General features: G+C 72.4%; 15 protein-coding genes and 1 pseudogene. 6 read left to right on the top strand and 10 right to left on the bottom strand.

Translation table 11 applies throughout. The features are described 5' to 3' along the window. Nucleotides 1-27: 27 nt before the first annotated feature. The gene (locus tag ABZ920_RS03325; RefSeq protein WP_361498245.1) at nt 28-1,140 is read left to right on the top strand and encodes a catalase family protein; all 1,113 of its coding nucleotides are present in this window, start codon (nt 28-30) and stop codon (nt 1,138-1,140) included. 66 nt (nt 1,141-1,206) lie between these two features. Here ABZ920_RS03325 and ABZ920_RS03320 read toward each other — a convergent pair. From ABZ920_RS03320 to ABZ920_RS03305, 4 genes and pseudogenes are all read right to left on the bottom strand, one after another. After that, nucleotides 1,207-1,458: pseudogene (locus ABZ920_RS03320) on the bottom strand (putative quinol monooxygenase); the annotation flags it as partial. A 77-nt stretch (nt 1,459-1,535) separates the two neighbouring features. Then, complete coding sequence (locus tag ABZ920_RS03315) at nt 1,536-2,546, bottom strand: peptidoglycan-binding protein (RefSeq protein ID WP_361498375.1); 1,011 nt, start codon at nt 2,544-2,546, stop codon at nt 1,536-1,538. Nucleotides 2,547-3,040: 494 nt separating this feature from the next. Next, a complete protein-coding gene (locus tag ABZ920_RS03310) occupies nt 3,041-4,585 on the bottom strand; it encodes a GMC family oxidoreductase N-terminal domain-containing protein (protein WP_361498243.1) in 1,545 nt (514 codons plus the stop codon). Nucleotides 4,586-4,762: 177 nt separating this feature from the next. Beyond that, nucleotides 4,763-5,707: an alpha/beta fold hydrolase gene (locus tag ABZ920_RS03305; RefSeq protein WP_361498241.1), complete on the bottom strand. Its 945-nt coding sequence runs from the start codon at nt 5,705-5,707 to the stop codon at nt 4,763-4,765. Nucleotides 5,708-6,132: 425 nt separating this feature from the next. Between ABZ920_RS03305 and ABZ920_RS03300 the strand changes: the two genes are divergently transcribed. Genes ABZ920_RS03300 through ABZ920_RS03290 form a run of 3 tightly spaced genes read left to right on the top strand, consistent with a single transcriptional unit; the run spans nt 6,133 to nt 10,431 of the window. Then, a complete protein-coding gene (locus ABZ920_RS03300; protein WP_361498239.1) occupies nt 6,133-7,371 on the top strand; it encodes a choice-of-anchor Q domain-containing protein in 1,239 nt (412 codons plus the stop codon). Between the two features lie 34 nt (nt 7,372-7,405). Then, nucleotides 7,406-9,067, top strand: a complete 1,662-nt coding sequence (locus tag ABZ920_RS03295; RefSeq protein WP_361498237.1) for a carboxylesterase family protein — start codon at nt 7,406-7,408, stop codon at nt 9,065-9,067. Next, nucleotides 9,064-10,431 (top strand): phenylacetate--CoA ligase family protein, encoded by a 1,368-nt coding sequence (locus ABZ920_RS03290; RefSeq protein WP_361498235.1) that lies wholly within the window; start codon nt 9,064-9,066, stop codon nt 10,429-10,431. The genes ABZ920_RS03295 and ABZ920_RS03290 overlap by 4 nt, the downstream gene beginning before the upstream one ends. Here the strand turns inward: ABZ920_RS03290 and ABZ920_RS03285 are convergent. Further along, the gene (locus tag ABZ920_RS03285) at nt 10,415-11,074 is read right to left on the bottom strand and encodes a TetR/AcrR family transcriptional regulator (protein WP_361498233.1); all 660 of its coding nucleotides are present in this window, start codon (nt 11,072-11,074) and stop codon (nt 10,415-10,417) included. The two genes, ABZ920_RS03290 and ABZ920_RS03285, sit on opposite strands and share 17 nt — an antisense overlap. 639 nt (nt 11,075-11,713) lie before the next feature. Here ABZ920_RS03285 and ABZ920_RS03280 point away from each other — a divergent pair. After that, a complete protein-coding gene (locus ABZ920_RS03280) occupies nt 11,714-12,853 on the top strand; it encodes a site-2 protease family protein (RefSeq protein WP_361498231.1) in 1,140 nt (379 codons plus the stop codon). Between the two features lie 220 nt (nt 12,854-13,073). Continuing rightward, nucleotides 13,074-14,879: a bifunctional metallophosphatase/5'-nucleotidase gene (locus ABZ920_RS03275; RefSeq protein WP_361498229.1), complete on the top strand. Its 1,806-nt coding sequence runs from the start codon at nt 13,074-13,076 to the stop codon at nt 14,877-14,879. A gap of 376 nt (nt 14,880-15,255) precedes the next feature. On the opposite strand, the gene sbnA is transcribed toward ABZ920_RS03275, so the two are convergent. From sbnA to ABZ920_RS03250, 5 genes are read right to left on the bottom strand one after another with little or no spacing between them, the layout of a single operon-like run. Continuing rightward, the gene (gene sbnA, locus ABZ920_RS03270; RefSeq protein WP_361498227.1) at nt 15,256-16,332 is read right to left on the bottom strand and encodes a 2,3-diaminopropionate biosynthesis protein SbnA; all 1,077 of its coding nucleotides are present in this window, start codon (nt 16,330-16,332) and stop codon (nt 15,256-15,258) included. Between the two features lie 37 nt (nt 16,333-16,369). Next, a complete protein-coding gene (gene sbnB / locus ABZ920_RS03265) occupies nt 16,370-17,440 on the bottom strand; it encodes a 2,3-diaminopropionate biosynthesis protein SbnB (protein WP_361498225.1) in 1,071 nt (356 codons plus the stop codon). Then, the gene (locus ABZ920_RS03260; RefSeq protein ID WP_361498223.1) at nt 17,440-18,444 is read right to left on the bottom strand and encodes a TauD/TfdA family dioxygenase; all 1,005 of its coding nucleotides are present in this window, start codon (nt 18,442-18,444) and stop codon (nt 17,440-17,442) included. The genes sbnB and ABZ920_RS03260 overlap by 1 nt, the downstream gene beginning before the upstream one ends. Before the next feature lie 33 nt (nt 18,445-18,477). Continuing rightward, nucleotides 18,478-21,792, bottom strand: coding sequence for an amino acid adenylation domain-containing protein (locus ABZ920_RS03255; protein ID WP_361498221.1), 3,315 nt, complete (start codon nt 21,790-21,792; stop codon nt 18,478-18,480). A gap of 13 nt (nt 21,793-21,805) precedes the next feature. Further along, the gene (locus ABZ920_RS03250) at nt 21,806-24,397 is read right to left on the bottom strand and encodes a Pls/PosA family non-ribosomal peptide synthetase (RefSeq protein WP_361498219.1); all 2,592 of its coding nucleotides are present in this window, start codon (nt 24,395-24,397) and stop codon (nt 21,806-21,808) included. Between the last annotated feature and the right edge of the window lie 741 nt (nt 24,398-25,138).

Here is a 25,138-nt window from a genome sequence, read left to right as displayed (position 1 = left end):
GGAGCACCAACACATGGAGGCAGCACCATGGATCCCGTCCGCTACGAGCACTACCGTCCCGTCGAACGTCCGACCTATCAGGAAGAGTTGGACGCCGTGGTCGCGCAGGTGGCGCAGCGCACCGGCGCCTCGGTCGAGCGTGAGGCCGTCGGCCGCGCCGTCCGCACCGCCCACGGAAAGACCTACGGCCTGCTGAAGGCCACCGTCACGGTCGGTGACAACCGCGGCTTCCACGGGCAGGGCATCTTCGCCCGGCCCACCGAGTACGACGCCGTCGTCCGCTACTCCAACGGTCTGGGCCACCAGCGTCCCGACCATCAGCTGGGCGCGGCGTGCGGGATGGGCATCAAGCTGTTCGGGGTCCCCGGACCCTCACTGCTGGCCGACGAACCCGACACCGGTACCTTCGACCTCAACCTGATCAACAACGACGTCTTCTTCGCGAACACGGCCTACGACTACATGGTCATCGAGGATCTGTTCGCGGAGCTGCCCGAGGCCCTGGTGAACCCCGCCCGCCGCAAGACCTGGATGGCGGAGTTCCTGACCCGCCGGGGCACGCTCACCGACCCGGACGGCTGGCTGTGGGACGAACTGTTCGCCATGCTCTCGTTCACCACCGTCCCGCGCAGAAACCTGCTGTCGTACACCTACAACAGCATGGGTGCCTTCCGGTACGGCGATCACATCGCCAAGATCCGCACCGTGCCGACGGCCGAGTCCCTGGCCGCTCTCACGCACCAGATCGTGGACGTGCGCGCGGACAACGAGGCGTTTCGCCGCACCCTGGTTGCCGAGGCCGCGGAACGGGACCACTCCTTCGAGCTCCAAGTGCAGCTGAACACCGATCTGACTCGTATGCCGGTGGACAACACCTCCGTGAAGTGGTCCGACGAGTTGTCCCCCTGGGTGACCGTCGCCCGTGTGGACCTCCCGCGTCAGGACATCGGCGGGGACGACAACGTGACGGCGGCCGACGCCACGTCGATCACACCGTGGCGCTCACGAGAGGAGCACCGGCCCATCGGCGAGATCCAGCGGGTGCGGCACGAGGTCTACCGGCGCTCGTCCATCGAGCGGCACCGCATCAATGGACAGCAGCGGCGCGAACCGGTCAGCAGCGCGCAGGTGCTCGGCTGAGCCGACCGAGCCGCGTCCCGTCACCCGCGCCGACCGTGCTCGGAGACCGTCCTGCCTCTGCTCGTGAACGGCCATCTCGCCCAGGAGCGACCAGTCGTCCTGCGGAACGTTCGCGTTCACGCTGCAGGGGTCTCGATCAGATGGGGCGGCAGGGCCTTGCTGCGCGGCTCTGAAGTGCGCCGACCGCACGTGAGCAGCGCCTGCTTTGTCATCGCGGAAGGCCTCGACCAGGACGTACGCCGTGGGGTCCGTCAGGCTTCGCGACCAGTCGAACCAGAGGCAGCCGGGCTCTCGGCGCGTGGCTTCAATGAAGTCGGCGGCGGTCCGGACACCGGTCGGCAGGCTCGGGACGCGCGCGCGGTGGTCTTCGCAGGCTCGGTGGCGGCCGGATGACACTAGGTCGTCCGCAGCATGAGGGCGTGTCGAGTGTTGTCCCCGTAGACGCCGGTCTCGTCTCCATGGATGCCGTATGCGTTCTGGAATCGGGCCACTGCCTGCCGGACCCCCGCGTCGAAACGGCCGTTGACGGCGCCACCGTCATACACGTGAGGGATCTGGAGCAGACGGACCTGCAACTCGTAAACACCGTGGCCGGTGTCGCCTTGGCGCAGTAGCCCGGTGCCCGGGATCTCGGGAAGCGGGGCGTCGCCGGGAGCCGGCCGGTTCGGTTGCCCGGTCGGTGGGGACGGGACTGCGGGTGCCGGATCTTCAGGAAACGGCCGGTCCGGTTGCTCCAAGGACGCAGGCGGAGTCGCCGGTGCGGAGTCGCCGTTGCCGAGCAGCGAGGAGGCAAGGAACAATCCGCTCACGGCGCCCAGGCCGAAGACTCCGGCGAGCCGGCTGTGCCGCCGCTCGGTGAAGCGCCGATGTCCTCGGCTTCCCCTGGGCTCAGGCGGGCGGACCGGTTCCGGCCGCAGTGGCGCCCGGGAGGGCGGGGCGACGAAGCGGTTCGGCTGCGCGGCCTGCGATCGGCAGGGGGAGTCCTCAGCCGAGTCGGTCCTTCGGCGCGCACGGTCCTGCAGAGCGCCCGGGGGCGGCGGGAAAGCTGCCGGCGGTTCGGCCTGCGCCGGGTCCCCGCCGCTCGCAGTGGGTGGCTGTCCCGCCTCCCGCGGTGCGACCGCCCCGGGGGGCGGGACCGCCTCCTGCCGCACACCGCGCGACCACAGCGGCTCGACCACGGCGCTCCCGGCGGCCGGCCGGTCCCGAACGGGTTGAGGCGGGTCGGCAGACGACAGGAGGCCTTCCGGACGGACCGGAACCAGTTCGGGCCGGGATCCCCCGTCCTGTGTCCCTGGGTACGGTGGCGACGGGGACGGGTCGGGACGGGTGGAGCTGCCGTATCCGGCTGTTGCGCTGGGGTGGTCCAAGGACGGTGACGGGCTTCCGGACCGTTGCTGCTCCTCCATCGCGTAAAGATCGGCGCGAGCGGCATCCAGGGCGTCCAGGACTGCCTGAAACGAATCGTGGATCTCTTGCGCGGGCTCGCGCCCCCGGTCGAGGGCCCGGAGCGGTTCGGCCTCGTCACATCCCAACGGTAGTCCTCCTCGACGAACCAGGTCCGGCGCGCGGCGCCACCACGGCCCGCACAGCGCTCCGTGCAATCCGTGCCGGTCACACCAGTGATCTGCTGAACTGGCCCGTCAACGCGGGAGATCGGGCCGATATCGTCTGCTGGTGAGCCGGACAGCAGAGGTGTGCCTCCGGTCTCCTTGCCAAGCGATACGCACTCGGCGTGGCGTTGTCTCAATCCTTCGGCAGGCGATAGCCGTATCTCTCGGTCCGAGGCGTCCGAGCCGCCAGGACCTGGGTTGGGTTGGCCCGTGGGGGAGAAGGAGCGGTCCGGACAGGTGGCTGCGTCCGGCCGCCCACCGCGACCAGGGCTTGCTGTGGCTCTCGGAGATCAAAGACCGCGGATCAAGTCTGCGCCCTTCTCCGCGATCATGATCGTCGGGGCGTTGGTGTTGCCCCGTACCACGGTGGGCATCACCGAGGCGTCCACCACCCGCAGGCCGCTCACGCCGTGCACCCTGAGCCGGGAATCCACGACGGGGCCGATGGAGCAGGTGCTCGTCGGATGGTAAAGAGTCTGCAACTGGCGCCGGGCGAAGGCGAGCAGGCCGGTGTCGTCCGCGGAGCGCGGTACGCGGAAGTCGGCACGCCGGTGTTCGGCCAGACTGGGCTGAGCGGCGATGCCGAGCAACATCCGCAGTGCCCGGATCATCGTGGCGCGATCCTCCTCGGTGGTCAGGTAGTTGTGCAGAACGCGCGGTTTGGCGCTGGGCAGGGCCGACCGCAGGGAGACCTTGCCCCGGCTCGTGGGGGCGAGGACGACCGCGCCGAGCATGAAGGCGTGGTCGGTCACGGGGCTGATGCCCTCCTCGTGGAACATCACCGGGGCGGCGTGCACCTGGATGTCGGGGGCGTCCAGACCCTCACGGGTGCGGTGGAACCCGCCGGCCTCGCCGACGTTCGAGGTGAGGGGCCCGCGCCCCTCGGTCTCCAGCAGGCGGACGTTCTCCGGTGTCTCGGCGGTGAACAACGACTCGGTCCCGGTGAGACAGCACAGACCGACATGCGGATGGTCCTGCAGGTTTTCCCCCACGGGGAGGTCGACGCGGGGCGCGATGCCGTGGGAAGCGAGTTCGCTGCCCGGGCCGATGCCGGAGAGCAGGAGCAGCTGCGGCGAGTTGTAGGCGCCGGCCGACAGCACGACCTCCCGTTCGGCGCGCAGGCACAGCAGTTCGCCGTCCCGTTCCACCTCGACACCGGTCGCACGGTCGCCGTCCAGGAGTACGCGGGTGCACAGGACGCCGGTCAGCACCTCGAGATTGGGCCGGGACAGGGCCGGCCGCAGATAGGCGTCGGCCGCGCTCCAGCGCAGACCGTCGCGCTGGGTGAGGTGGTAATAGCCGACGCCGTCCTGCTCGGGGCCGTTGAAGTCGCTCGTGTAGCGGTAGCCCGCCTCCTGCGCTGCCGTGACATAGGCGTCCGCCAACGGATGCCGGGAACGGCCCTCGCTGACCGTGAGAGGCCCGCCGGTGGAGTGCCAGGGCGACGGGGCGCCCCTGAAGTCCTCGGCGCGAAGGAAGTAGGGCAGGACATCCTGCCAGCTCCACCCGTCGGCGCCGCCGGCCGCCCAGGCGTCGTAGTCACGGCGATTGCCACGTATGTAGATCATCGCGTTCATGGACGAGCAGCCGCCGAGCATCCGGCCGCGGGGCAGATAGCGACGGCGGCCGTCCAGTCCCGGTTCGCACTCGGTGAGGTAACTCCAGTCGTACTTGGTCTGGAAGAGCTTGCTGAACGCCGCCGGAATGTGGATCTCAGGGGCGTCGTCCACGGGCCCCGCCTCGATGAGCAGAACGCGTGTGCTCTCGTCCTCGCTGAGCCGGTGCGCCAGCACGCACCCCGCCGACCCGGCACCCACGATGATGTAGTCGTACACCTGTCCCCCTCGCCCGACACGGCTACTCGACCCCTTCACCTAAGCCGCATCGGAGGGCGGAACACACCGTGCTACCGGCCAATTGCCCGAGCAGGTCGGCCTCTTGCCGAGAACCGACCCCGCACCTCCCGTCACAACGGCGCATGGTGGCGCGGAGGCCGCTTCGCCCCCAGGGGGTCAACGAGCCTCGTGCAGGGAGCTGACGGCCTGGACCAGGGCGTCGGGGTCCTCCCAGTTCACCATGTGTCCGGCGTCCGGCACGGTGATCAGTCGTGCGCCCGGTATGCCGGCGGCGAGGCGTCGGGCGTGGCTGGGCGGTGTGCTGCGATCGGCCGAGCCGACCATGACGACGGTGGGGACCGCGATCTCGGCCAGGCGTGGATAACGGTCTTCGCGGGCGAACGCCCGCACGATCGGCACAAGGGGGGCATGGGCCTGCTGGAGGAAGACCTCGAGGAAAACTTCGATCATCGCGGGAGAGGGGCGTTTGCCGCACTGGGCGGCTCCGAAGAGGATTCCGCCCGTGCGGGTGCGGGCCAGCCGCTGGAGGATGCCCGTCTCCAGCAACGGGATCTGCAGCCGATTGTGCGGCGCTCCGTCGTAGATGCGGCCCGCCCAGGTCGCGAACAGCACCAGACCGCGCAGCCGCCGGGCGACGCCGGGATGGTCGAGCACGGCACGAAGCGCGAGGAAGCCGCCCATGGAATGGCCGACGAGCACTGCGTCGTGTACGTCGAAGTGCTCCAGGACCGCCAGGTAGTCCTGCGCCATGGGGCCGGAGCCGATGCCGTCCGCACCCGGCGTCGACCCTCCGTGGCCGCGCTGGTCGAAGACGATGACACGGTGCCCGCTTGCCACCAGGGTGGCCTGCACCAGATTCCACTCCAGGAGCGAGGCACCGTACCCGTGGGCCAGTACCACCGGTGGGCCTTCACCCGCGACGATGGTGCGCAGCACCGTCCCGTCGGGGCGGGGGAGGAACGCTTCCTCGCCCTCTGGTTCGCGGCGGAGCCGTTCGGAGGGGACGGGATCGGGCTGGCGTTCGATCCAGCTGGCCGCTGCCCGCGCCGCGATGGCGGCGACGGCCGCCGCAGCGGCACCCCAGAGCAGCGGCACCTTCATCGAGAGCCTCCGAAATCCGCCCCTGTGTGGTGTCAGACCGGGTCGAAGCGAGCTGACAGCGCTCATTATGCATCTCAACGGACCGCGGTCCGCCAAGGATGGGGCGGATTGGCTCAGATGCAGATGCAGATGCCGATGCCGCTGTCCGCAGTCGGCGGGGAAGCTCCCGAGGTACGGCAGCGCTCCACTTCGGCCTTTTCTCTGTCGGTGCGTAGACACGGACGGCGCTGAATGGAACGCTCCCTACAGAGACGCGGACCTGTTCTCCCGCTCCGCCGGTTCTTCTTCGCTCGTCGGTCGGCGTCGCCGCTCCAGCGCGACCACGCGCCGTTGTCCGTATGAGCCGCGCATCTCCGCCAGCGCCCAGTTCCCGCAGTCACCGATTCCTCGTACGCCCAGATTCCTCGCCGGGAGGAGTTCGCCGCATGAGAGTCCGAGTCACCCCTGCGACACTTGCCGTCACCGTCCTCGCCATCACGGCGCCACTCGCCGCCACCGCCGCAGCGGCCCCGGCCGCCGACCCCGCGGAGTTCGTCGTGGACACCACCTCCGACGCGGTGGACGCCGACCCGTCGGACGGCCGGTGCCGCACCGCGTCGGGCGCGTGCAGCCTGCGTGCCGCCGTGATGGCCGCCAACGCCCGGCCGGGCAGTACGGTCACACTGCCCCCCGGCCATTACCGGCTCACGATCCCGCCCGACCCCCGGCTGATCATCGGCGACCATCCCGACCCGACCACGGGGGACCTGAACGTCGACGCACCCACCACGATCCAGGGCGCCGGCGCGCGGAGCACCGTCATCGACGCCGACCACCTGGACCGGGTCTTCCGCCTGCGGGCGGACACCCGCATGTCCGATGTGACCATCACCGGGGGAAGGGCCAAGCAGCGCGAACTGCCTTTCACCGACACCGGTGGCGGTGGCATCGCCAACGCAGGGCACCTGACGCTGCGCCGGGTCGCCGTGACCGGTAACTCCGCCGGCTACGGCGGCGGCGTCTTCAACATCCCGGACTCCCACCTGGATCTCGTCGACAGCACGGTCAGCCAGAACGCCGCCGGAGAGGCAGGCGGCATCAGATTCGACGACAGCGGCTCCGTGACGAACTCGACGATCGCCGACAACCGTGTGACGAACCCCGGCGACCGCCCCGGCAGCCTCGGTGGCTACGGCGGGGGCATCGACATCCGCGGCCTGGGAGCCGTACAGATCCTCAACTCGACCATCACGGGGAACAGTTCCAGCGATGGCGGAGGCGGAATCAACATCGCGCCGGCCTACCTGGACAGCCTGCCCGCGCCTCTCCCCGACATCGTCGATCTGCCACTGGGGCGCATGACCCTGCGCAACTCCGTCATCGCGGGCAACACCGTCGACGGCGGGGCCGCCGACTGCGAGAAGGCCTTCGCCACCATCACGTCGCTGGGCCACAACATCGACGGCGACGGCAACTGCCGGCTCTCGGCCGCGGGCGATCTGCCCAGTCGTGAGCCGCTGGTCGGACCGCTGGCGAACCACGGCGGCCCCACGGACACCGTGGCGCTGCTGCCGGGCAGTCCCGCCCTGGACGCGGCCGAGGGCTGCCCGGCCACCGATCAGCGCGGCGTCGCTCGCCCGCAGGGCGCCGCCTGTGACATCGGCGCGTACGAGCACACGCCGTGACCCCCCAACCCCGACACCGGCATTGGAGCGAGGGATGAGAGCCCCGAGCCTGTTCCCCACTTTGGCCCGCGCCACAGCCGCCGTCGCGGCCCTGCTCCTGTCACTGACCGTTCCTCCGCCCACTGCCCGCGCCGCTTCCGGCCCCGACCCCCTGGTCGTGCGCACCGACCGGGGCTGGGTGCGGGGTGAGGCCGTCCACGACGGCGGGCGGGTCTTCCAGGGGATCCCGTTCGCCGCCCCGCCGACCGGTGAGCTGCGCTGGCGTCCGCCGCGCCCTGCGCCGCGATGGTCAGGCGTACGGAACGCCGCCGCACCCGCCCACCCCTGCCCCCAGTCACCGCTGACGCTGCTCCCCGACGGCGGCCCCGTCCTGCCCGGCGAGTCCAACCGCACGGGCAGCACCGTGGAGGACTGCCTGTACCTCAATGTCCGGACACCCGCCCGCACCGGCAACCGCCCCCTCCCGGTCCTGGTGTGGCTGCACGGCGGAGGCAACGTCTACGGCGCGGGCAGCGACTACGACGGCTCCGCCCTGGCCGCGCGGGGTGTGGTCGTGGTGACCGTCAACTACCGCCTCGGGGCACTGGGGTTCCTGGCCCATCCCGCCCTGTCGGCCGAGAGCCCGGACCACGCCTCGGGCGACTACGGCCTGATGGACCAGCAGGCCGCCCTGCGCTGGGTGCGGCGCAACATCGGTGCCTTCGGTGGCGACCGGAACCGGGTGACGCTCGGCGGCCAGTCCGCCGGATCGGCGGACACCTGCCTCCACATCGCCTCGCCGACCGCGAAAGGCCTGTTCCACCGGGCGATCCAGCAGAGCGGAGCCTGCGCCGCGGACGGCGGTCTGACACCCCTCCCGCTCGACGCGGCCGAGCGAAAGGGAAGCGGCTTCGCGGCCTCGGTCGGCTGCACCGACCCGACGACCGCGGCGGGCTGCCTGCGTGCCGTGCCCACCACTGAGCTCATCCGCGCCACCGGGACGGGGGCCGCCTCCCTGTGGGCCCCGAACATCGGCCCCCGTGTCCTCCCCCGCCTTCCGCACACGGCGTGGGCCGAGGGACAAGTGAACGCGGTCCCGACGCTGAGCGGCACCACCCATGACGAACACCGCTACTTCACCGCGCTGTACGTGGACCTGCTCGGCGGCGGCCCTCTGACCCCCGAGTCGTACGCCGGCCTCGTCCGGCTCCAGCACGGCAACCGCGCGGCCGCGGTCCTGGACACCTACCCGGTCTCGGCCCATCCGTCCGCCAACCTGGCCTACTCCGCCATCGGCACCGACCAGCGGTTCGCCTGCCCGGCACGGGCCGACAACCGGCTGTACGGCAGCCGGGCACCCGTCTACGCCTACGAGTTCCACGACCCCCAGGCACCGCCGTTCCTCCCGGCACCGCACACGCCGCAGGGTGCCTTCCACGCCTCCGAACTGGCCTATCTGTTCCCCATGGACTCGGTAGCGCCCCTGACGCCCGCCCAGCGGCGGCTGTCCGCCACGATGACCGCCTACTGGGCCCGCTTCGCGGCCACCGGCGACCCCAACGCGCCGGGGACCGAGCCCTGGCCGCGCTACACGGCCGGCGGGGACCACGTCCAGGTGCTGGCCCCGGACCGGGTCGGACCCACCACCGGGTTCGCGGCCGACCACCACTGCGCCTTCTGGCAGCCCGCTCCCGTTCCCGGAGGGGCCGTGCGATGACGTCGACGCTCGCCCTGATCCGAGACGGGCGCCGGACGCTGCGGCAGGGCCCGGACGCCCTGGCGCGCCGGCAGCGCGAACGGCTGGCCTCGATGATCGACTTCGCCCGCACCCACTCCCCGTACTACCGCGAGCTGTACCGGGCGCTTCCCGAACGCGTCGAGGATCCCGCCCTGCTGCCGGTCACGCGCAAGCAGGACCTGATGGCGCGTTTCGACGACTGGGTCACCGATCCCGAGGTGACCATCGACCGCGTACGGGCCTTCGTCGCGGATCCCCGGCGGGCCGGCGAGCGCTTCCTGGGCCGATACCTGGTCACCACCACCTCCGGAACCACCGGCCACCGGGGCCTGTTCCTGCTCGACGACCGCGCGGCGGCGGTGGTCAGGGCCCTGTCGCTGCGGGCCGCCCGGCGTACCCTCCCGCCCGTGGTGACGGCCCGGTTGCTCGTCCGCCGCATGCGGTCGGCGCACATCGTGGCCACCGGCGGTCATCTGGCGGCGTACACCGTCATCGTTCGCTCCCGCGCGGCCGGTCGGCTGCCCGCCCGGGGCAGCCGGGTGCTGTCGGTGCACAGCCCGCTGCCCGAGCTGGTGGACCAGCTCAACCAGTACCGCCCGGTGTTCCTGGCCGGCTACGCCACTGTGATCGCGCTGCTCGCCGGCGAGCAGCTGGCCGGTCGGCTGCGCATCGCCCCGGCCGTGGTGTCCCTGCTGGCCGAGGGCGTCAGTGACCACGACCACCGCAGGATCCGCGCTGCATTCGGGTCGCACCTGGTCGACACCTACGGCTGCAACGAGAGCCTCGCCCTGGCCTACGGCTGCCCGTCGGGGTGGCTCCACGTCCACAGCGACTGGCTGATCCTGGAGCCCGTCGGCCCCGACCTCCGCCCCACCCCGCCGGGCCAGGAGTCCTTCACCGTGCTCCTGACCAGCTTGTGCCGATGGGCACAGCCGATCCTGCGCTACGACCTCGGCGACAGCGTTCTGCTGCGTCCTGACGCGTGCCCGTGCGGAGATCCGCTCCCCGCGATCAGAGTACGCGGCCGCGCGGCCGACCTGCTGACTTTCCCGCGCCGGGACGGCGGCACCGCGCACATCGTGCCCATGGCCTTCGAGACCCTCCTGGAAAGCATCCCGGGCATCGACCTGTTCCAGATCGTCCAGACGGCGCCCACCCGCGTCCGCGTGCGGATCCTGTCCGCCGCCGCAGTCGATCGGGAGCGGCTGTGGACGGCGGTGCGAAAGGAGATGGTCGCCCTGCTCACCGCCCACGGCGCGGGCCAGGTGAGCGTCGAACGCGCCCACGAGCCACCCGAGCAGTCTGCGGGCGGCAAGTACCGGGTCGTCATTCCCTGGCCGTGACGCCGGGCGACGGGGCGTCCCCGCCAGGGACGCCCCGCACCGGAACGCCGTGGTGGGCCGCCAGCGCCAGCAACGCCACGCGCAGTGGTCCGGTCTCCAGGACGGTATCCGGCTCGAACCAGCGGGCCACGGCGGTTCCGCTCGCCATCCTCAGTGTGAAGCGCGCCAATTCGTCCGCCGCCTCGGGGCGGTCACGCAGCGCGAAGACGGAGCTCACCGCATCCCGGGCCCAGGCCACCAGCGCGTCGCGGTAGTGACGCACCTCGGCCGCGGCCGCCGCACTGGCGTCCTGCCGCACCATGCTCAGCCCCAACAGCAGCTTCACACCTCGCGGGTGGCGCTGGAAGGCGTCCCCGACCTCCGTGAGGAAGGTGTCCAGACGCTGCGCGACGTCGGCGCCCGGCACCTCGGCCGGGGGCAGAGCCGCCAGCAGCGCGGTCCTGGCGCGCTCCAGCACCGCGACGTAGATCCCCTCCTTGCTGCCGAAGTGCCAGTAGATCGAGCTGACCGGCAGACCGCATGCGGCGGAGATCATCGAGATGGACGTGGCGGCGTAGCCGTGGCGCGACATCAGGTCGGTGGCGGTGTCGAGTATCGCGTCACGGGACCGCGCGCCGCGGTCCGGGGCCGGTGCCTCCGTCATACGGCGACTCTAGTGCCCCGGCAGGCAACGTTCGCCCCGTCGCGACGCCCGGCACGCGCCCCCGTCCCTCGAACCGGCTTCGCGCGGCTCGGACGGGGGGACCCCCTCGCCGCACCGCCCGAAAGCCCAAGTACGTCCAGTACGAGGGCGTCCGGCCGACACGCCGAGAGTACGCACCGGACGCCGCGCGGCCGCCCTTCGGGCGACGACGCGCATTGTCGGACAGGGCCCCTGGAGGAAGCACAGGCGGTACCGGTCGATCCGGCGTGCGCCGCTGGACGCCGCGCCGGAGGTGTCCACCGAGCGTGGTCGCACGACGCCGGCGTCGTGTGCCAGGGCGCTGTGGCGAGGCCGAGGGCGGCCGCCGCTCGCCTCCGCAGACTGCTCACCCCGACCGACGTGTACCCCGAAAACCACCCCGTCCGGGCACTGCCCGGCAGGACCTTCGGGAGTCACACAGCCCTTTGACCTGCGCCGGCGTGGCTGATCCGGACGGACGCGCGGCCGGCCGCGCCGTCCGCCCCGGTGGGCTCCGGTCGTCGGGCCCCTCCGGCGCGCGGAGCCGCCGGGGGGAGGGTGTACTGGGACCGGGCGGGCCGACGGTCCGTGGCGGGTGAGGGTTCGAGCAGGAGGGGCGTGGTGCGGGCGACGTTCGTTCTGGGCCGGATCGCCGGCGTCCGGGTCGGCGTGCACTGGAGCGTGCTGTTCATCTTCGGCATCATCGCGTTCGGCCTGGCCCGGGGCCGCCTCCCGCAGACGTATCCGGGGCGTGCCTGGGCGGTGTACTGGGCGGCGGGCGTGTGCACCGCTGTGGTCTTCTTCGCCTCCCTGCTCGCCCATGAGCTGGCGCACGCCGTCGTGGCCCGGCGCAACGGGGTCGAGGTGGACGACATCGTGCTGTGGCTGCTGGGCGGAGCGGCCCGGCTCAAGTCCGAGGCGTCCAGCCCCGGCAGGGAGCTGAGGATCGCCGGTGTCGGCCCCCTCGTCAGCCTCCTGCTGGGCGGACTGTTCACACTCGCCACCTGGCTGCTCGAACTGGCATCCGTCTCCGTGATCGTGCGGGAGATGGCCGCCTGGCTCGCGGGGATCAACGTGCTGCTCGCCGTCTTCAACGCGCTGCCCGCCGCCCCGCTCGACGGCGGCAGGCTGCTGCGCGCGTTCCTGTGGTGGCGCACGGGAGACCGGCTGCGGGCGACCGCCGGCGCCACCGCGGCGGGACGGGTCCTCGGCTGGCTGCTGGTGGTCGTCGGGCTGGTCGCGTTCGTGAGGACCAACTCGTTCGGCGGTCTGTGGCTCGCGCTGATCGGCTGGTTCCTCATCACGGCCGCCACCGCCGAGGGACGGCAGGCCCAGCTGCGCAGCGCGCTCGCCGGCGTCCCCGTGCGGGACGCCATGACGCCCGGACCCCTCACGGTTCCCGCGGACACCACGGTCGCGGGCTTCCTCACCGATGTGCGGTACCGCTACCGCCACTCGGCCTTCCCGGTGACCGAGGACGGGGCCACGGTCGGGCTGGTGACGCTCGACAGCGCCCGCAAGGTACCGGAGGCCGGGGCCCGTTCCACGACCGTGGCGGACGTCATGGTGCCGCTGTCGCGGACCACCGTGGTCGAGCCGGACAGCCCGCTGGCGGATCTGCTGCCGCGTATGGAGCCGGGGGCCGAGCACCGGGTCCTGGTCGTGGACCACGGCAGGCTCGTCGGGATCGTCTCGCTCTCGGACGTCAGCCGCAGGGTGACCTGGCTGATGAACGCCCCCGGGCGGCGCGGTGGCCCGTGACCGCGGCCCGGCGTCCCTGGGCGATGGCCCGTGACCGCGGCCCGGCGTCCCCGGGCGCGCCTTGGCCGCCCCGTTCCCTGAAGTCGTCCACCCGGCCGATCGCCCGGCGTGGTCCGGGCGATGAATTGCCGTCACCCCCCGACTCATGACAACTACGCGCGTGGACTCTAGGCTGCCGCCATTCGCATGTTGGTTGATCAGGTCACGTCAGAGGGGAACCATGTCACCGACGCAGTCACGCCGCCCGGCTCCGCGAAGAGCCGCCGTCGCGGCCCTCGCCGGCGCCGCCGCGCTCGCGACCCTGGGGGCTCTCGCCACGGCCGGCCCCGCCGAGGCCCGGCCCGGCGCCGGCCACCCGGGCCACACCACCGACCTCCAGCTCCTCGCGGTCAACGACTTCCACGGCAACCTGGAGCCGCCGGCCGGCTCCTCCGGCCGGGTCGCCGAGCTGCAGCCCGACGGCACGACGAAGAACGTGGACGCCGGCGGCGCCGAGTACCTGGCGAGCAGCCTGCGCACCGCGCGTCAGGGGCACGCCCGCTCGCTGACGGTCGCGGCCGGTGACATCGTCGGCGCCAGCCCGCTGCTGTCCGGCCTCTTCCACGACGAGCCCACCGTCGAGGCCATGAACCGGCTCGGCCTGGACGTCACCGGGGTCGGCAACCACGAGTTCGACGAGGGCAAGGACGAGCTGCTGCGCCTGCAGAACGGCGGCTGCCACCCCGTCGACGGCTGCTACGAGACCGGGCGCACCTTCGAGGGGGCGGACTACCCGATCCTGTCGGCCAACGTGGTCGACGACAAGACCGGCAAGCCGCTCCTCCAGCCCTACGTCGTGAAGAACGTCAAGGGCGCGAAGGTCGGGTTCATCGGCGTCACCCTCGAGGGCACGCCCGACATCGTCTCGGCCGAGGGCGTCAAGGGCCTGAAGTTCCTCGACGAGGCCGAGACGATCAACCGGTACTCGAAGGTCCTGGAACGCCGGGGCGTGCACGCGATCGTCGCGCTGATCCACGAGGGCGGCTTCCCGAGCTCCTCCGCCTACAACTACGACTGCGACGCGGGCGGCAGCGGTGCCGGCCTGAGCGGCCCGATCGTCGACATCGCCAAGAAGGTGTCCCCGGCCGTCGACACGCTCGTCACCGCCCACACCCACAACGCGTACGTCTGCACGATCCCCGACCCCGCGGGCCGTCCGCGCCTGGTGACCAGCGCCGCCTCCTACGGCCGGCTGTTCACCGAACTGGACATGAAGTACGACTGGCGCACCCGCGACATCGTCCGCGCCACGGTCAAGGGCTCGAACCACGTCGTCGACCGCACCCAGAGCAAGGCGGCGGACCTGACGCGGCTCATCGGCCACTGGCAGACGCTCGCAGCCCCGGTCGCCGACAAGCCGATCGGCTTCATCGCCGGGGACGTCACGCGCACCTCCGCCAACAACGCCGAGTCGCCGCTCGGCGACCTCATCGCCGACGCGCAGCTGGAGTACGGCAAGGGCCTCGACAGCGGCACCGACCTCGCGCTCATGAACCCCGGCGGCATCCGCGCGGACCTGGTCCACGCGGCCTCCGGCAGCGAGGGCGACGGTGTGGTGACCTACGGCGAGGGCTTCGCCGTGCAGCCGTTCAGCAACACGGTCAACCTCAAGGACCTGACCGGCGCCCAGCTGATCACCGTGCTGAAGCAGCAGGTCAGCGGCAGCAACGCCGCCGCTCCGAAGATCCTGCAGATCTCCGCGGGCCTCACCTACACCCTGGACCTGACCCGGACCGGCGCCGACCGCGTCGTCACGGACTCCATCAGGCTCAACGGCTCGCCGATCGACCCGGCCGCCACCTACCGCGTCGCCATGAACTCCTTCCTGGCGGGCGGCGGCGACGGCTTCACCGAGCTGGCGAACGGCACCAACCAGCGGGTCGGCGACGACGACCTGGCGGCCCTGGTGGACTACCTCACGGCCCACTCGTCCGCCTCCGCGCCCTACCGGCCGACGGCCGCGGACCGGATCACGGTCGTGCGGTAACCACGGCGGAGCACATCCGGCGAGACGGACGAGGGCGGCCCACCGGGGCCGCCCTCGTCCCGCTTCGGCCGCCCGTGTGCCGGACCGTGTGTCGCCCGGCCCCGGCGAGGGGAGTCGGCCCGGTGTCCCGGCGCGGGCCGCGGGCGTGAACCGAAGCGCGTCCGCCCGTTGACTCCGGAGGTGCGTACGGTGGTGCGAACACGACACCTGCGAACGATGAGCGGGCCGCCTTGAGGACGCTCCCGTTGCCGAGCCGCGGCCGGGGCTGCCGAGAGACCGCACCCGGCGCGCGGCCGACGACTGTGTGCGGCCGTCGCCCGTGCCCGTCCTCCCCGGCCGGCCGTCACCCGGACGGGGCGGGCGGGCCTGCGCACGGCTACGGTTTGCGCCGCCGGCCCGATCCCCGGGGCAGGACCTCGGCTCCGCCGCGGCAACCGCCGGTCGGCACCTCCGGCGCTTCCGGCTCCTCGGAGACCGCCGGGACCGCCGGTACCTCTCCCGGTTCGAGGACGTCGTCGCCGTACAGGTCCTGCAGCCAGGTCGTCTGGTAGATGGTGTCGAGGTAGCGCTCGCCGAGGTCGGGCGCGACGGCCACCGCCGTCAGGTCGCGCGTGCCGTGCCGGGCCAGCCAGTCCATCGCGCCGCTGACCACCGTGCCGGTGGAGCCGCCGAACAGGAACCCGCGCCGGGCCAGCCGGTGGCAGGCGCGGATGGTGTCCGCCTCCTCGACCTGCACCACCTCGTCTACCAAGGACTCGTCCAGCAGCGGCGGGCGCATGCTCATGCCCAGGCCGGGGATCATCCGGCGGGCCGGCTTGCCGCCGAAGGACACCGATCCCACGGTGTCCACGGCGACGATCCGCACCGGCCGGTGCCATTCGCGGAAGTAGCGCGCGCAGCCCATCAGGGTGCCGGTGGTGCCCGCCCCGACGAACAGCACGTCCAGGCGGGGGAACTGGCCGGCGATCTCCGGCGCGGTCTTCCGGTGGTGGGCGCGCCAGTTGCCCGCGTTGGTGTACTGGCTGAGCCACACGTACCGCTCGTCGGAGGCGCACAGCGCGCGTACGTAGTCGATCCGCGCGCCGAGGAACCCGCCGTTGGCGTCCAGGTCGGAGATGACGTGCACCTGGCTGCCCAGTGCCTCCATCAGCAGCCGGGCCGACAGGTTGCAGCGGCTGTCCGTCACGCACAGGAAGCGGTACCCCTTGCTCGCGGCGATCATGCTGAGCGCCACGCCCATGTTCCCGGAGGAGGACTCGACCAGTACGGAGCCCGGGGTCAGGATCCCGTCCCGTTCGGCGGTCTCCACCATCTCTATCGCGGCCTTCAGCTTGATCGATCCGGCGAAGTTGAACCCTTCGCACTTCAGGTACAGCGAGCGACCGAAGATCGGCTGGAGGTCGATGTAGAGCTGGCTCTCGTTGAAGGCGTGGGGAGCGGAGATGACGGGCACGCTGGCCTCCTGGTGCCAGGGCTGGGCGGACGCCGAATCAGCCGTACCTGCGCAGCTCGTGGAAGAAGTCGTCGATGAGGTGGAGGTCGTCGGTGCGGGCCACTTCCTCGTAGACGTAGGCGCCGACGGCGAGGTCGAGGACGCCGAGCCCGAACGGCGAGAAGACCACCGTCCGGTCGGCGGGCGGGGTCACCCGCCCGGTCATGACGTCGTCGAGGGTGCCGTCGAGGAAGTCGCGGCCGCCGGTGAGCTGCTCGGTCAGGTGGGGGGAGGTGTCGGCCTTCAGGCAGTGCTCGACGTCGTCGACGTAGTTGGCCGAGGCGAGCAGGACCGCGGGGTCCAGGTCCCGCAGGGACACGTGCAGGACCACGGGGTGGTGGGAGAACCACGCCGGGTCGGTGACGTGCGGCCGGCCGGCGACGGTGGCGAACACCACCAGGTCGCTGGAGCGGATCAGCTCCTCGGCGCTGTCGTGGACGACGACCCGCGCCGCGGTGTCCGTCTGCCGCAGGTAGCCGCGGAAGCCGGCGGCGCTCTCGGCGGACACGTCGTGCACGCCGACGGTGTCGAACGACCAGCCGGTGCCGGCCAGGAAGCCGTGGATGTACCGGGCGATCAGGCCGGTGCCGAGGAACCCGGCCCGGGTGGGACGCGACCGGGTGCGGGTGAGCCAGTCCGCGGCCAGCGCGGCCGACGCGGCGGTCCTGGTGGCGCTGATGATGGAACTCTCCAGGCAGGCGAACGGGTAACCGGTGCGCCGGTCGTTGAGGATGAGCACCGCCGAGGCCCGTGGCAGGCCGGCCGGTACGTTGTCGGGGAAGCTGGAGATCCACTTCAGCCCGTCGACGCCGACCGATCCGCCGACGGAGGCGGGCAGCGCGATGATCCGGGCGGTGGGACGGTCGGGGAAGCGCAGGAAGTACGACGGGGGATTGACCGTGTCGCCGGCGCCGTGCAGCCGGTAGGTCGCCTCGACCAGCTCCACGATCTCCTTCTCGCGCCCGGCGAGCGCCCGCTGCACCTGGGCGCCGGGGATCACCGCGAAGGCCGGTGCGGTGGACGGGCGGGACGCGGCGTGCCGGCCGGCGGGGGAGGACGTCGGGCTCATCACCGGCTCACCCCCGCGGCGGCCGCGGCGGAGCCGGCCGGGCGCTGCGGCTCGGCGAGGGCCACCAGCACCTCCCGCTCACCGGAGAAGGCCTCCCGGCTGTGCGCGGTGCGGATGTTGTCGACCAGCATCATGTCCCCGGACTGCCACGGCTCGCGCAGCGTGTGCTCCTCGTAGGTGGAGTTGAGCAGCCGGACGACGTCCTCGCCGATCGGGGAGCCGTCCCCGAAGCGGGTGTTGAAGGGCAGGCCGTCCTCCCCGTAGACGTCCACCAGGTACTCCCGCACCTCCGGGGACAGCGTCCACTGGTTGAGGAAGGCGATCTGGTTGAACCAGCAGCGCCGGCCGGTGAGCGGGTGGCGCACCACGGCGCTGCGGCGCTGGCGGGTCCTGAGGGACCCGTCGGGCTGCCAGGCGAAGTCGATGGCCTGGGCGCGGCAGTAGCGTTCGATCGCCGCCGGGTCGTCGGTGCCGAAGGACTCCTCCAGGGAAGCGCCGATCTCGTCGTTGTAACTGCGGGTCAGCAGCCAGCCCTCACGTTCGAACCGTTCGGTCAGCGCGGCGGGCAGGGCCCGCAGCACGGCCTCCGCGTCGGCCACCGCGGTGGCCCCGCCCTGCGCGGGCGCGGTCAGGCACGCGAAGAGCAGCAGACCCGGCACGTCGAGCGCGTAGCTCAGTTCGTGGTGCATGCACATCGGCTGGTTGGCGGGCCAGGCGGCGGAGGAGTACAGGCCCCGGCCGCGGACCTGCCGGGGCGCGAAAGCCTCCCGCTCCGTCATCAGGTCGCCGGCCAGGGCTGCGAAGACGGCACCGACCTGGTCGGCGCCGCGCAGCCCCAGACCGCGGACGAGGACCGCACCGTGCTCGGCGATCTGCGTGCGCAGGGCGTCGCGGTGCTCGGCCGCCCAGCTCGCCGGGTCACCGGCGGCCTCGGCCCGCACGATCGGTGGTCTGCCCGGCTGCGACTCCGCTGCAAGCGCTGACGCCAGGGATGAGGACGACATCTCGGGTTCCTTTCGGTTGCTCGGCGAGCGGCTTCACACGGCCCGGGACGGGACCGGTGCGACGGCGTCCAGGACGGCCCGGGCCGCCCCGGCCGGCCGGGTCCGCAGGAAGTAGTGGCCTCCGTCGGGCAGTTCGTGCAGCTCGACGTGGCCGGCGAGGCGCTCCCAGTCGCGGTACCGCGCGGCGGACCCGGCCGTGACCGGGTCGTCGGCGGCGACGACCACGGTGACCGGCGCGGACAGCCGCACCGCCGGCGGGGCTTCCAGGGCGGCGGCGAAGTAGCGGTGCGCGCTGACGCAGTCGTGCCGGTAGGCGGCGGCCACCCGCTCGGCGTGCCGTGCGTTCAGCTCACCGAGCTCGGTGTGGCCGCCGTCCGCGCTCAGCCGCGCGGCGATCTCGGCGTCGCCGAGTTCCGCCAGTTCGGCCGCCGCGGCGCGCCGGGCGCCGGCCGTGCCGGGCAGCTGCGCGGCGACGAAGACCCGCTCCACCTCCACCCCGCGCTCCTGGAGGACCCGTGCCGTCTCCACGGCGAACGCGGCGCCCGAGGAGTGGCCCCACAGCATGACCCTGCCCAGGCCGCGCCGGGTGATTTCGCCGGCGACCCGCCGCACCACCCGCGGCAGCGGCGCGAAGGGCTCCGCGCGGGCGGCAGGGTCGTGACCGGGCAGGTCGACGGCGTACACGGCGATGCCGCCGCCCGCCAGAGCGGCGGCCATCGGCCGGAAGGTGACGGCGTTGCCGCCCGCGTAGGGGAAGCACACCAGGGCGGACGCCGGCGCCCCGTCCTCCTCCGACAGCGGCTGGAGCAGCTCGCCGGGCGGCAGGGCCGCGCCGTCGAGGAGCGCGGCCAGGTCGGCGAGGACCGGATGGCGGGTGATGTCCTTCAGGGACACCGCGCGGTCCAGGGCGATGGTCAGCTTCACCGCCGTGAGCGAGGTGCCGCCCGAGTCGAAGAAGTGGTCGCGGCGCCCCACCTGGTGCGCGGGGACGCCCAGCAACTCGGCCCAGGCGGCGGCCAGCCGCCGCTCGGCCGCGGTGCGCGGGGCGCGGTCGTCCTGCCCGGCGGTGCCCGCCCGCGGGGCCGGCGCGCCGGGCTCGGCGCGGGCGGCCTGTGCGGCCAGGGCGGTGAGCGCCTTGCGGTCGGTCTTGCCGTTGGCCGTCAGCGGCAGGCCGTCCCGCCAGTGGAACGCCGTCGGCACCATGTAGGCGGGCAGCACCGCCCCCAGCGCCTCGCGCAGGACCCCGTCCGCGAGGCGCCGTCCGGTGTAGAAGGCGATCAGGTGCGTGCTGTGCCCGGCGAGCTCGGCGGTGACCACGGCCCCGTCCCGCACTCCGTCCACGCGCAGCAGGGTGTTCTCGATCTCGCCGATCTCGATGCGGAAACCGCGGATCTTCACCTGGTTGTCGCGGCGGCCGAGGAACTCCAGCTTGCCGTCGGGGTGCCAGCGGCCCCAGTCACCGCCCAGGTAGAGCCGCTCGCCCGGCCGGTACGGATCCTCCAGGTAGCACTCCCTGGTGCGTTCGGGATCGTTGACGTACCCGCGGCCCACGCACACCCCGGAGAACGCGATCAGCCCGGGCGCGCCCAGCGGGACCAGCGACAGGTGCTCGTCGACGACGTGGACGCGCACGTTGTTGACCGCCCGTCCCAGCAGCACCCGCTCGGGGACCGCGCTCAGCAGTTCGTGGTTGGTGTCGTCGGACGTCTCGGTCAGGCCGTAGGCGTTCAGCAGGCGGATCCCCGGCTGGATCGCGAACCAGCGCTGGACCAGCTCCCGCTTCAGCGCCTCGCCGGTCACCGACACGCACGTCAGGTCCGGCAGGGCCCGGGGGTGGCGCTCCAGGTAGGACACGACCACCTCCAGGTACGACGGCACGACCTGGACCACGCCGACCCGTCCACGGACGAGCGTGTCGACGAACCGCTCCACGTCGACGACGGCCTCCTGCTCGACGAGCAGGGTCCGCCCGCCCACCAGCAGGCCCGCCAGCAGCTGCCACAGCGAGATGTCGAAGCACTGCGGAGCGGTCTGCGCCACCACGCGCCCCTCGCCGATGCCCAGATCGTCGATCTTGGCGAAGAGATGGTTGAGCATGCCCGCGTGCTCGCACATGGCCCCCTTCGGCTCCCCGGTCGAGCCGGAGGTGAAGTAGATGTAGGCGAGCTGGCCGGGCGCGACCTCCACGCCGAGGTCGCCGTCGGCGTGGTCCTCCGCGTACGCCGTCTCCACCAGCAGGCGGTCCACTCCCGGGACCGCCGCCAGCGCCTCGTCGAGGGTGTCCGTACTGCCGGACTCGGTCAGCGCCAGCCGGCAGCCGGAGCGCGCCAGCGTCGCCCGGATGCGGCCGGCCGGGAAGTGCGGCTCGATCGGCAGGTACACGCACCCGGCCTTGAACACCGCGAGCACCGCGGCCAGCCAGTCGAGGTCGCGCTCGGTGACCACCGCCACCACGTCCTCGCGGCCCAGGCCCCGGCTCAGCAGGGCCCGCGCCAGCCGGTTCGCGCGCGCGTCGAGCTCGCCGTACGTCCACGCCTGCGTGCCCCGCACCACGGCGACCGCGTCGGGATGCGCCCGCGCCCGCTGCTCGAACAGCTCGTGGGCCCGCGCCTCGGGCAGGGGCCGGTGCGGACCGGCCAGGCCCTCCAGCTGGTGGCGCACCTCCTGGGACGACAGCAGGCTCTGCCGTGCGTGTTCGGCGTCCGCGTCGGCCGCCGTCAGCGCCAGCGCGGCCAGGTGGTAGCCGGCGACGCGGTGCGCGCTCTCGGCGTCCAGCGCGTCCGTGCGGTAGCGCAGCCGCACCGTCAGGCGACCGCCGCCGTCGCGGCAGCCCACGGCCAGCACCACGTCCCCGGCCGGCCCGCCCGCCTCGCCCTCGTGGTCCTCAGGGCCCTCGTCGCTCTCGAAGGCGAACACCACCTCGTACGACGGCCCCGCCACCCCCAGCTCCCGCCGCAGCTCGTCCACCGGGAAGTCGCGGTGCGCCATCAGTTCCGCCTCGGCGCGGTGCGCCTCCGACGCCAGCAGGCGCCAGGACGCGGGGGCCACGGACAGCCGGCACGGCAGCTCAGCGCGCCCCGCCCCGGCGACGTAGCCCGTCACCACCTCCCGCTCACCCGACAGGTCGGCCAGCACCCTGGCGTGGGCGGCCAGCAGGACCGCGCTCAGCGGCACCCCCCACTCCGCCGCCCGCTTGCGCAGCGCCCGGGCCACGTCGTCGGGCACCTCCGCCTCGAACACGGCGGCGCCCGCCGCCGGCTGCCGGGTCCACCGGGGAACCGCGGTGGCGCCGCCGGCGGTCAGCACACCGCTCCAGTACTCCCGGTCTGCCTGCACCTGGGCCTCCATCGCATGGCCTTCCTCAACTCGACGTCGCCGCGGCGCCGTTCGCCGAGGCCGGATCAGTCCCCGTCGCCGCGCCGGCGCCACGGGGCACCCCGGCGGCGTCCGGCATCTCCGCGGCGGGGTTGCCTCCCCACCGCGCGTGCGGGGGCACCTCCTCGCCCTTCATGAGGAAGGAGTCGGGTGCCAGCACGGCCCCGTCGCCCATCGTCACGCCGTAGTGCACGTGGGCGGCGACCCCGAGGGTGCAGCCCGCGCCGAGCCTGCTGTGGTCGGACTTGAAGGTGCCGTCCTCCTGCGAGTGGCACTGGATCTTGGACCCGACGTTCAGCGTGCAGCCGTCGCCGATCGTGGTGAGCGTCCGCTCCGTCACGTAGCAGCCGTCGTCGAAGACCCCGCGCCCGATGCGCACGCCGAGCAGACGCCACACCAGGGACTTGAAGGGGGTCCCGTTGAACACGCTGAGGTGCTCGTCCGGCACCTTCCACAGCCGCTCGTGCCGCCAGAAGTCGGGGTCGTAGATGGAGCACAGCCGGGGGGTGAGCGGACGGAACGACGTCAGGACGCGTTCGACGACGACGTAGTAGACCGTGGTGAAGGCGAGGGTGAGCGCGACGTACCCGGCGATCACCACATGCCCGAGCGCGCCGTACAGGCCGGCGGAGAAGAGGGCGAGCGCCGTGAGCGCGAAGGTCAGCAGCCACCGCAGGGACAGGTGGAGAGCCATCGAGCGGAGGTTGTAGCGGTTCTTCGCGGCGAGGTTGCGGCGCAGTGCTTCTCCCTCGCGCAGATGATCGAACCGCAGGTCGCGCTCCACCGACCGGGGGATCTCGAAGCACGGCGAGCCGAGCAGCCCCACGCCCTCGCGGACCGCGCCGTCGAGGGGAACCATCACCTTGGTGGCGAGCAGGCAGTTGTCCCCCGTCCTGGCGCCGGCGGGGTAGGCGATGTTGTTGCCGAGGAAGTTGCGCGCCCCGATGGCCGCCCGGGACACCTTGAACGACGTGCTCGAGTAGTCCGCGTTGATGATGGACAGCCCGTCGGCCACCATCGTGCCGGAGCCGACGGCCGCCAGGAACGGGGTGTCCTGCCGGACCTCCGTACCGAAGTTGGACCCGGTCTGCTCGACCCGGGACAGGTCGTAGCCGAGGCCCGTCAGGTAGGGGACGATGTAGGAGCTGTCACCGAAGAGCCAGGCGAAGAACTTGATGTTGGTGATGGCGGCGATCGCCCGGTGCACCGCGTAGTGGAATCCGTAGAGCGGGTACACCCGGTCCGGCCGGATCGCCAGGTTCAGCAGCCGCGGCACGGTGAACAGGGCGGCCAGGCCCACGACGACGAAGCCGAGGAACAGCACCAGGGACACGGCCAGGGCCTCGAGGAGGAGTTCCGGCGCCGTCGTCGACGCCGTCTTCGGACCGAGCCGCTCGCCGAGCGCCGGGACCTCGGCCAACACCATGTACACGCCGCCGACGGCCACAGGGATGTGGAGGAGGAACAGCTGCAGCACGGTGCCGACGCCGAACAGGGCCCGGCGGGCCGTGCCGCACCGGGCCGGCGCCACCCGCACGTAGTCGGTGCGGGTGGGCTGGGCCGGGGAACCGTGCCGGCGCTCGCCGTCCGGCACGCGCTGGCCCCGGTACAGGGCGGAGGAGTGGCCCAGTTGCGCCCCGTCGCCCATCGACGTGTCGATGTCGAGCACCGTCCTGGAACCGACGTACACGTCCCGGCCCAGGGTGATCCGGCCGGTCTGGATGTGCCCGTCGTGGGCCCGGTAGCCCAGGAAGAACGCGTCCGCGCGGATCACCGTCCCGTCCCCGACCGTCAGCAGGTCGGTGCAGACCGGAACGGAACGGGAGAGGATCGTGACCCCTTTGCCGATCCGCGCGCCGAGGGCCCGCAGATACAGCACGTACAGCGGGTTGCCGACGAAAAGAATGACGGGATTGGCGTGCAGCAGCGCCTTCACCGTCCAAAAACGCAGGTACGTCAGACTCCACACCGGGAATTCGGTGGGTTTCCAGCGGCCGACCAGAATCCATTTGGCCGCGACGGGAAACGCGCACACGGCGGTGAAGGCGGTGCCGCCGAACAACAGGGACCGCACATACACCTCGGCGATGGACGAACCGGCGGCCACCCATTCGTACCCTTTCGCGGCGGACCACCCCGCGGCGAGCGAATACCCGAGGAAAATCAGCGCCTGTAACGTGCCGCACAGGACGTGACCCGGTGTGCGGGCCGGCTTCCGCACCGCCGGGGCCGGCACGGGAGCGGGGGCCGGTGCGGCGGCGGGCATGGGGGCGGCGTCGGCCAGTGCCGCCGCCAGGCCCCGCACGGTGGGGTTGCGGTAGACGTCCCTCATGGACACGGACGGCAGATCCGGCCGCTTGCGCACCCGCGCGCAGAACTGTGCCATGACCAGGGAGTTGGCGCCCAGGTCGGCGAAGAAGTCGCTGTCGGCCGCGACGTGGTCGACGCGCACGACGTCCGCCAGCACCTCGGCGAGCTTGCTCTCGACGCCGGCCGTCGCCGGACCGGCACCGCCGGCCGCGGCGGTGCCGGATCCGTCCGGCCCGGACATCAGGACGTCGGCGGGCTTCTCCACCATTCAGGCTCCTTGAGGAAATGTCGTGAACCGCCGGCCACCGGCCGGCGCCCTCGTGCCCGGCGCTTTCCTGACCGGGCCCTCGGGAGGCGAGCGTCCATGCGCTGCCTGATCACGACGGCATGTGCCTCAGTTTCGTGCGGAGATCGCCGGGTTGCCACTCGGGACTGTCCGCCGACGGCGCGACAGCAGGGCGCGAAATGCCCTCGATTCGTTGTCACCGCACCCCCGGAGCGAACCCGGCATCACCCGTTCGGAGGTTCCCCCCGGAGGAAGCGTCAGGGGCCCGGAAGGAGAGGAGCACGGAAGGAGAGGAGCACGGAAAGGCGGCGGGCGGAACCGGCGCCCGCAAGCCGCGGCGGGGAGGTGCTCGGCGGCCCCCACGAGCGCACTGGCGGTGGCGGTTCGTCACGATGAGCGAGTCGCCCGGGTACGCGTCATACTCAGTCATGTGCCTCGACCGGAGGCACAGATGGGAGCGGACGTTCGACACGCGGCACACCGCCGACCCGGCGGGTGCCCGGTGCTGCAGGTACAGCAGTACCAGGTGGCCGGTGTCCGTGAGCCGTCCCCGCCTCGCCCGGCCGTCGCGGTGAAGCGGAGGTCATCACATTCGGATACTCAGGCCCGGACGGGTGGCTTCGGGCCGCCCCGGTGCGCGGACGGACCGGCGCACGGGGCCGTCCGAGGGAGGGACGGCCGACGGCCGAGCCCGCCATCCGCCGGACCGTTCGTTGAGGGGGC

Source organism: Streptomyces sp. NPDC046831 (assembly GCF_040645305.1).
Taxonomy (GTDB): domain Bacteria; phylum Actinomycetota; class Actinomycetes; order Streptomycetales; family Streptomycetaceae; genus Streptomyces.
The sequence above is the reverse complement of the archived record's forward strand: the minus strand, read 5'-3'. Positions and strand labels throughout refer to the sequence as shown.

Bases quoted from the DNA above. Each gene is read 5' to 3' on its own strand.
- ABZ920_RS03325 (WP_361498245.1), top strand. From the start codon at position 28: ATGGATCCCGTCCGCTACGAGCACTACCGTCCCGTCGAACGTCCGACC.
- ABZ920_RS03315 (WP_361498375.1), bottom strand. From the start codon at position 2,546: ATGGAGGAGCAGCAACGGTCCGGAAGCCCGTCACCGTCCTTGGACCAC.
- ABZ920_RS03305 (WP_361498241.1), bottom strand. From the start codon at position 5,707: ATGAAGGTGCCGCTGCTCTGGGGTGCCGCTGCGGCGGCCGTCGCCGCC.
- ABZ920_RS03300 (WP_361498239.1), top strand. From the start codon at position 6,133: ATGAGAGTCCGAGTCACCCCTGCGACACTTGCCGTCACCGTCCTCGCC.
- ABZ920_RS03295 (WP_361498237.1), top strand. From the start codon at position 7,406: ATGAGAGCCCCGAGCCTGTTCCCCACTTTGGCCCGCGCCACAGCCGCC.
- ABZ920_RS03290 (WP_361498235.1), top strand. From the start codon at position 9,064: ATGACGTCGACGCTCGCCCTGATCCGAGACGGGCGCCGGACGCTGCGG.
- ABZ920_RS03285 (WP_361498233.1), bottom strand. From the start codon at position 11,074: ATGACGGAGGCACCGGCCCCGGACCGCGGCGCGCGGTCCCGTGACGCG.
- ABZ920_RS03275 (WP_361498229.1), top strand. From the start codon at position 13,074: ATGTCACCGACGCAGTCACGCCGCCCGGCTCCGCGAAGAGCCGCCGTC.
- sbnB (WP_361498225.1), bottom strand. From the start codon at position 17,440: ATGAGCCCGACGTCCTCCCCCGCCGGCCGGCACGCCGCGTCCCGCCCG.
- ABZ920_RS03260 (WP_361498223.1), bottom strand. From the start codon at position 18,444: ATGTCGTCCTCATCCCTGGCGTCAGCGCTTGCAGCGGAGTCGCAGCCG.
- ABZ920_RS03255 (WP_361498221.1), bottom strand. From the start codon at position 21,792: ATGGAGGCCCAGGTGCAGGCAGACCGGGAGTACTGGAGCGGTGTGCTG.
- ABZ920_RS03250 (WP_361498219.1), bottom strand. From the start codon at position 24,397: ATGGTGGAGAAGCCCGCCGACGTCCTGATGTCCGGGCCGGACGGATCC.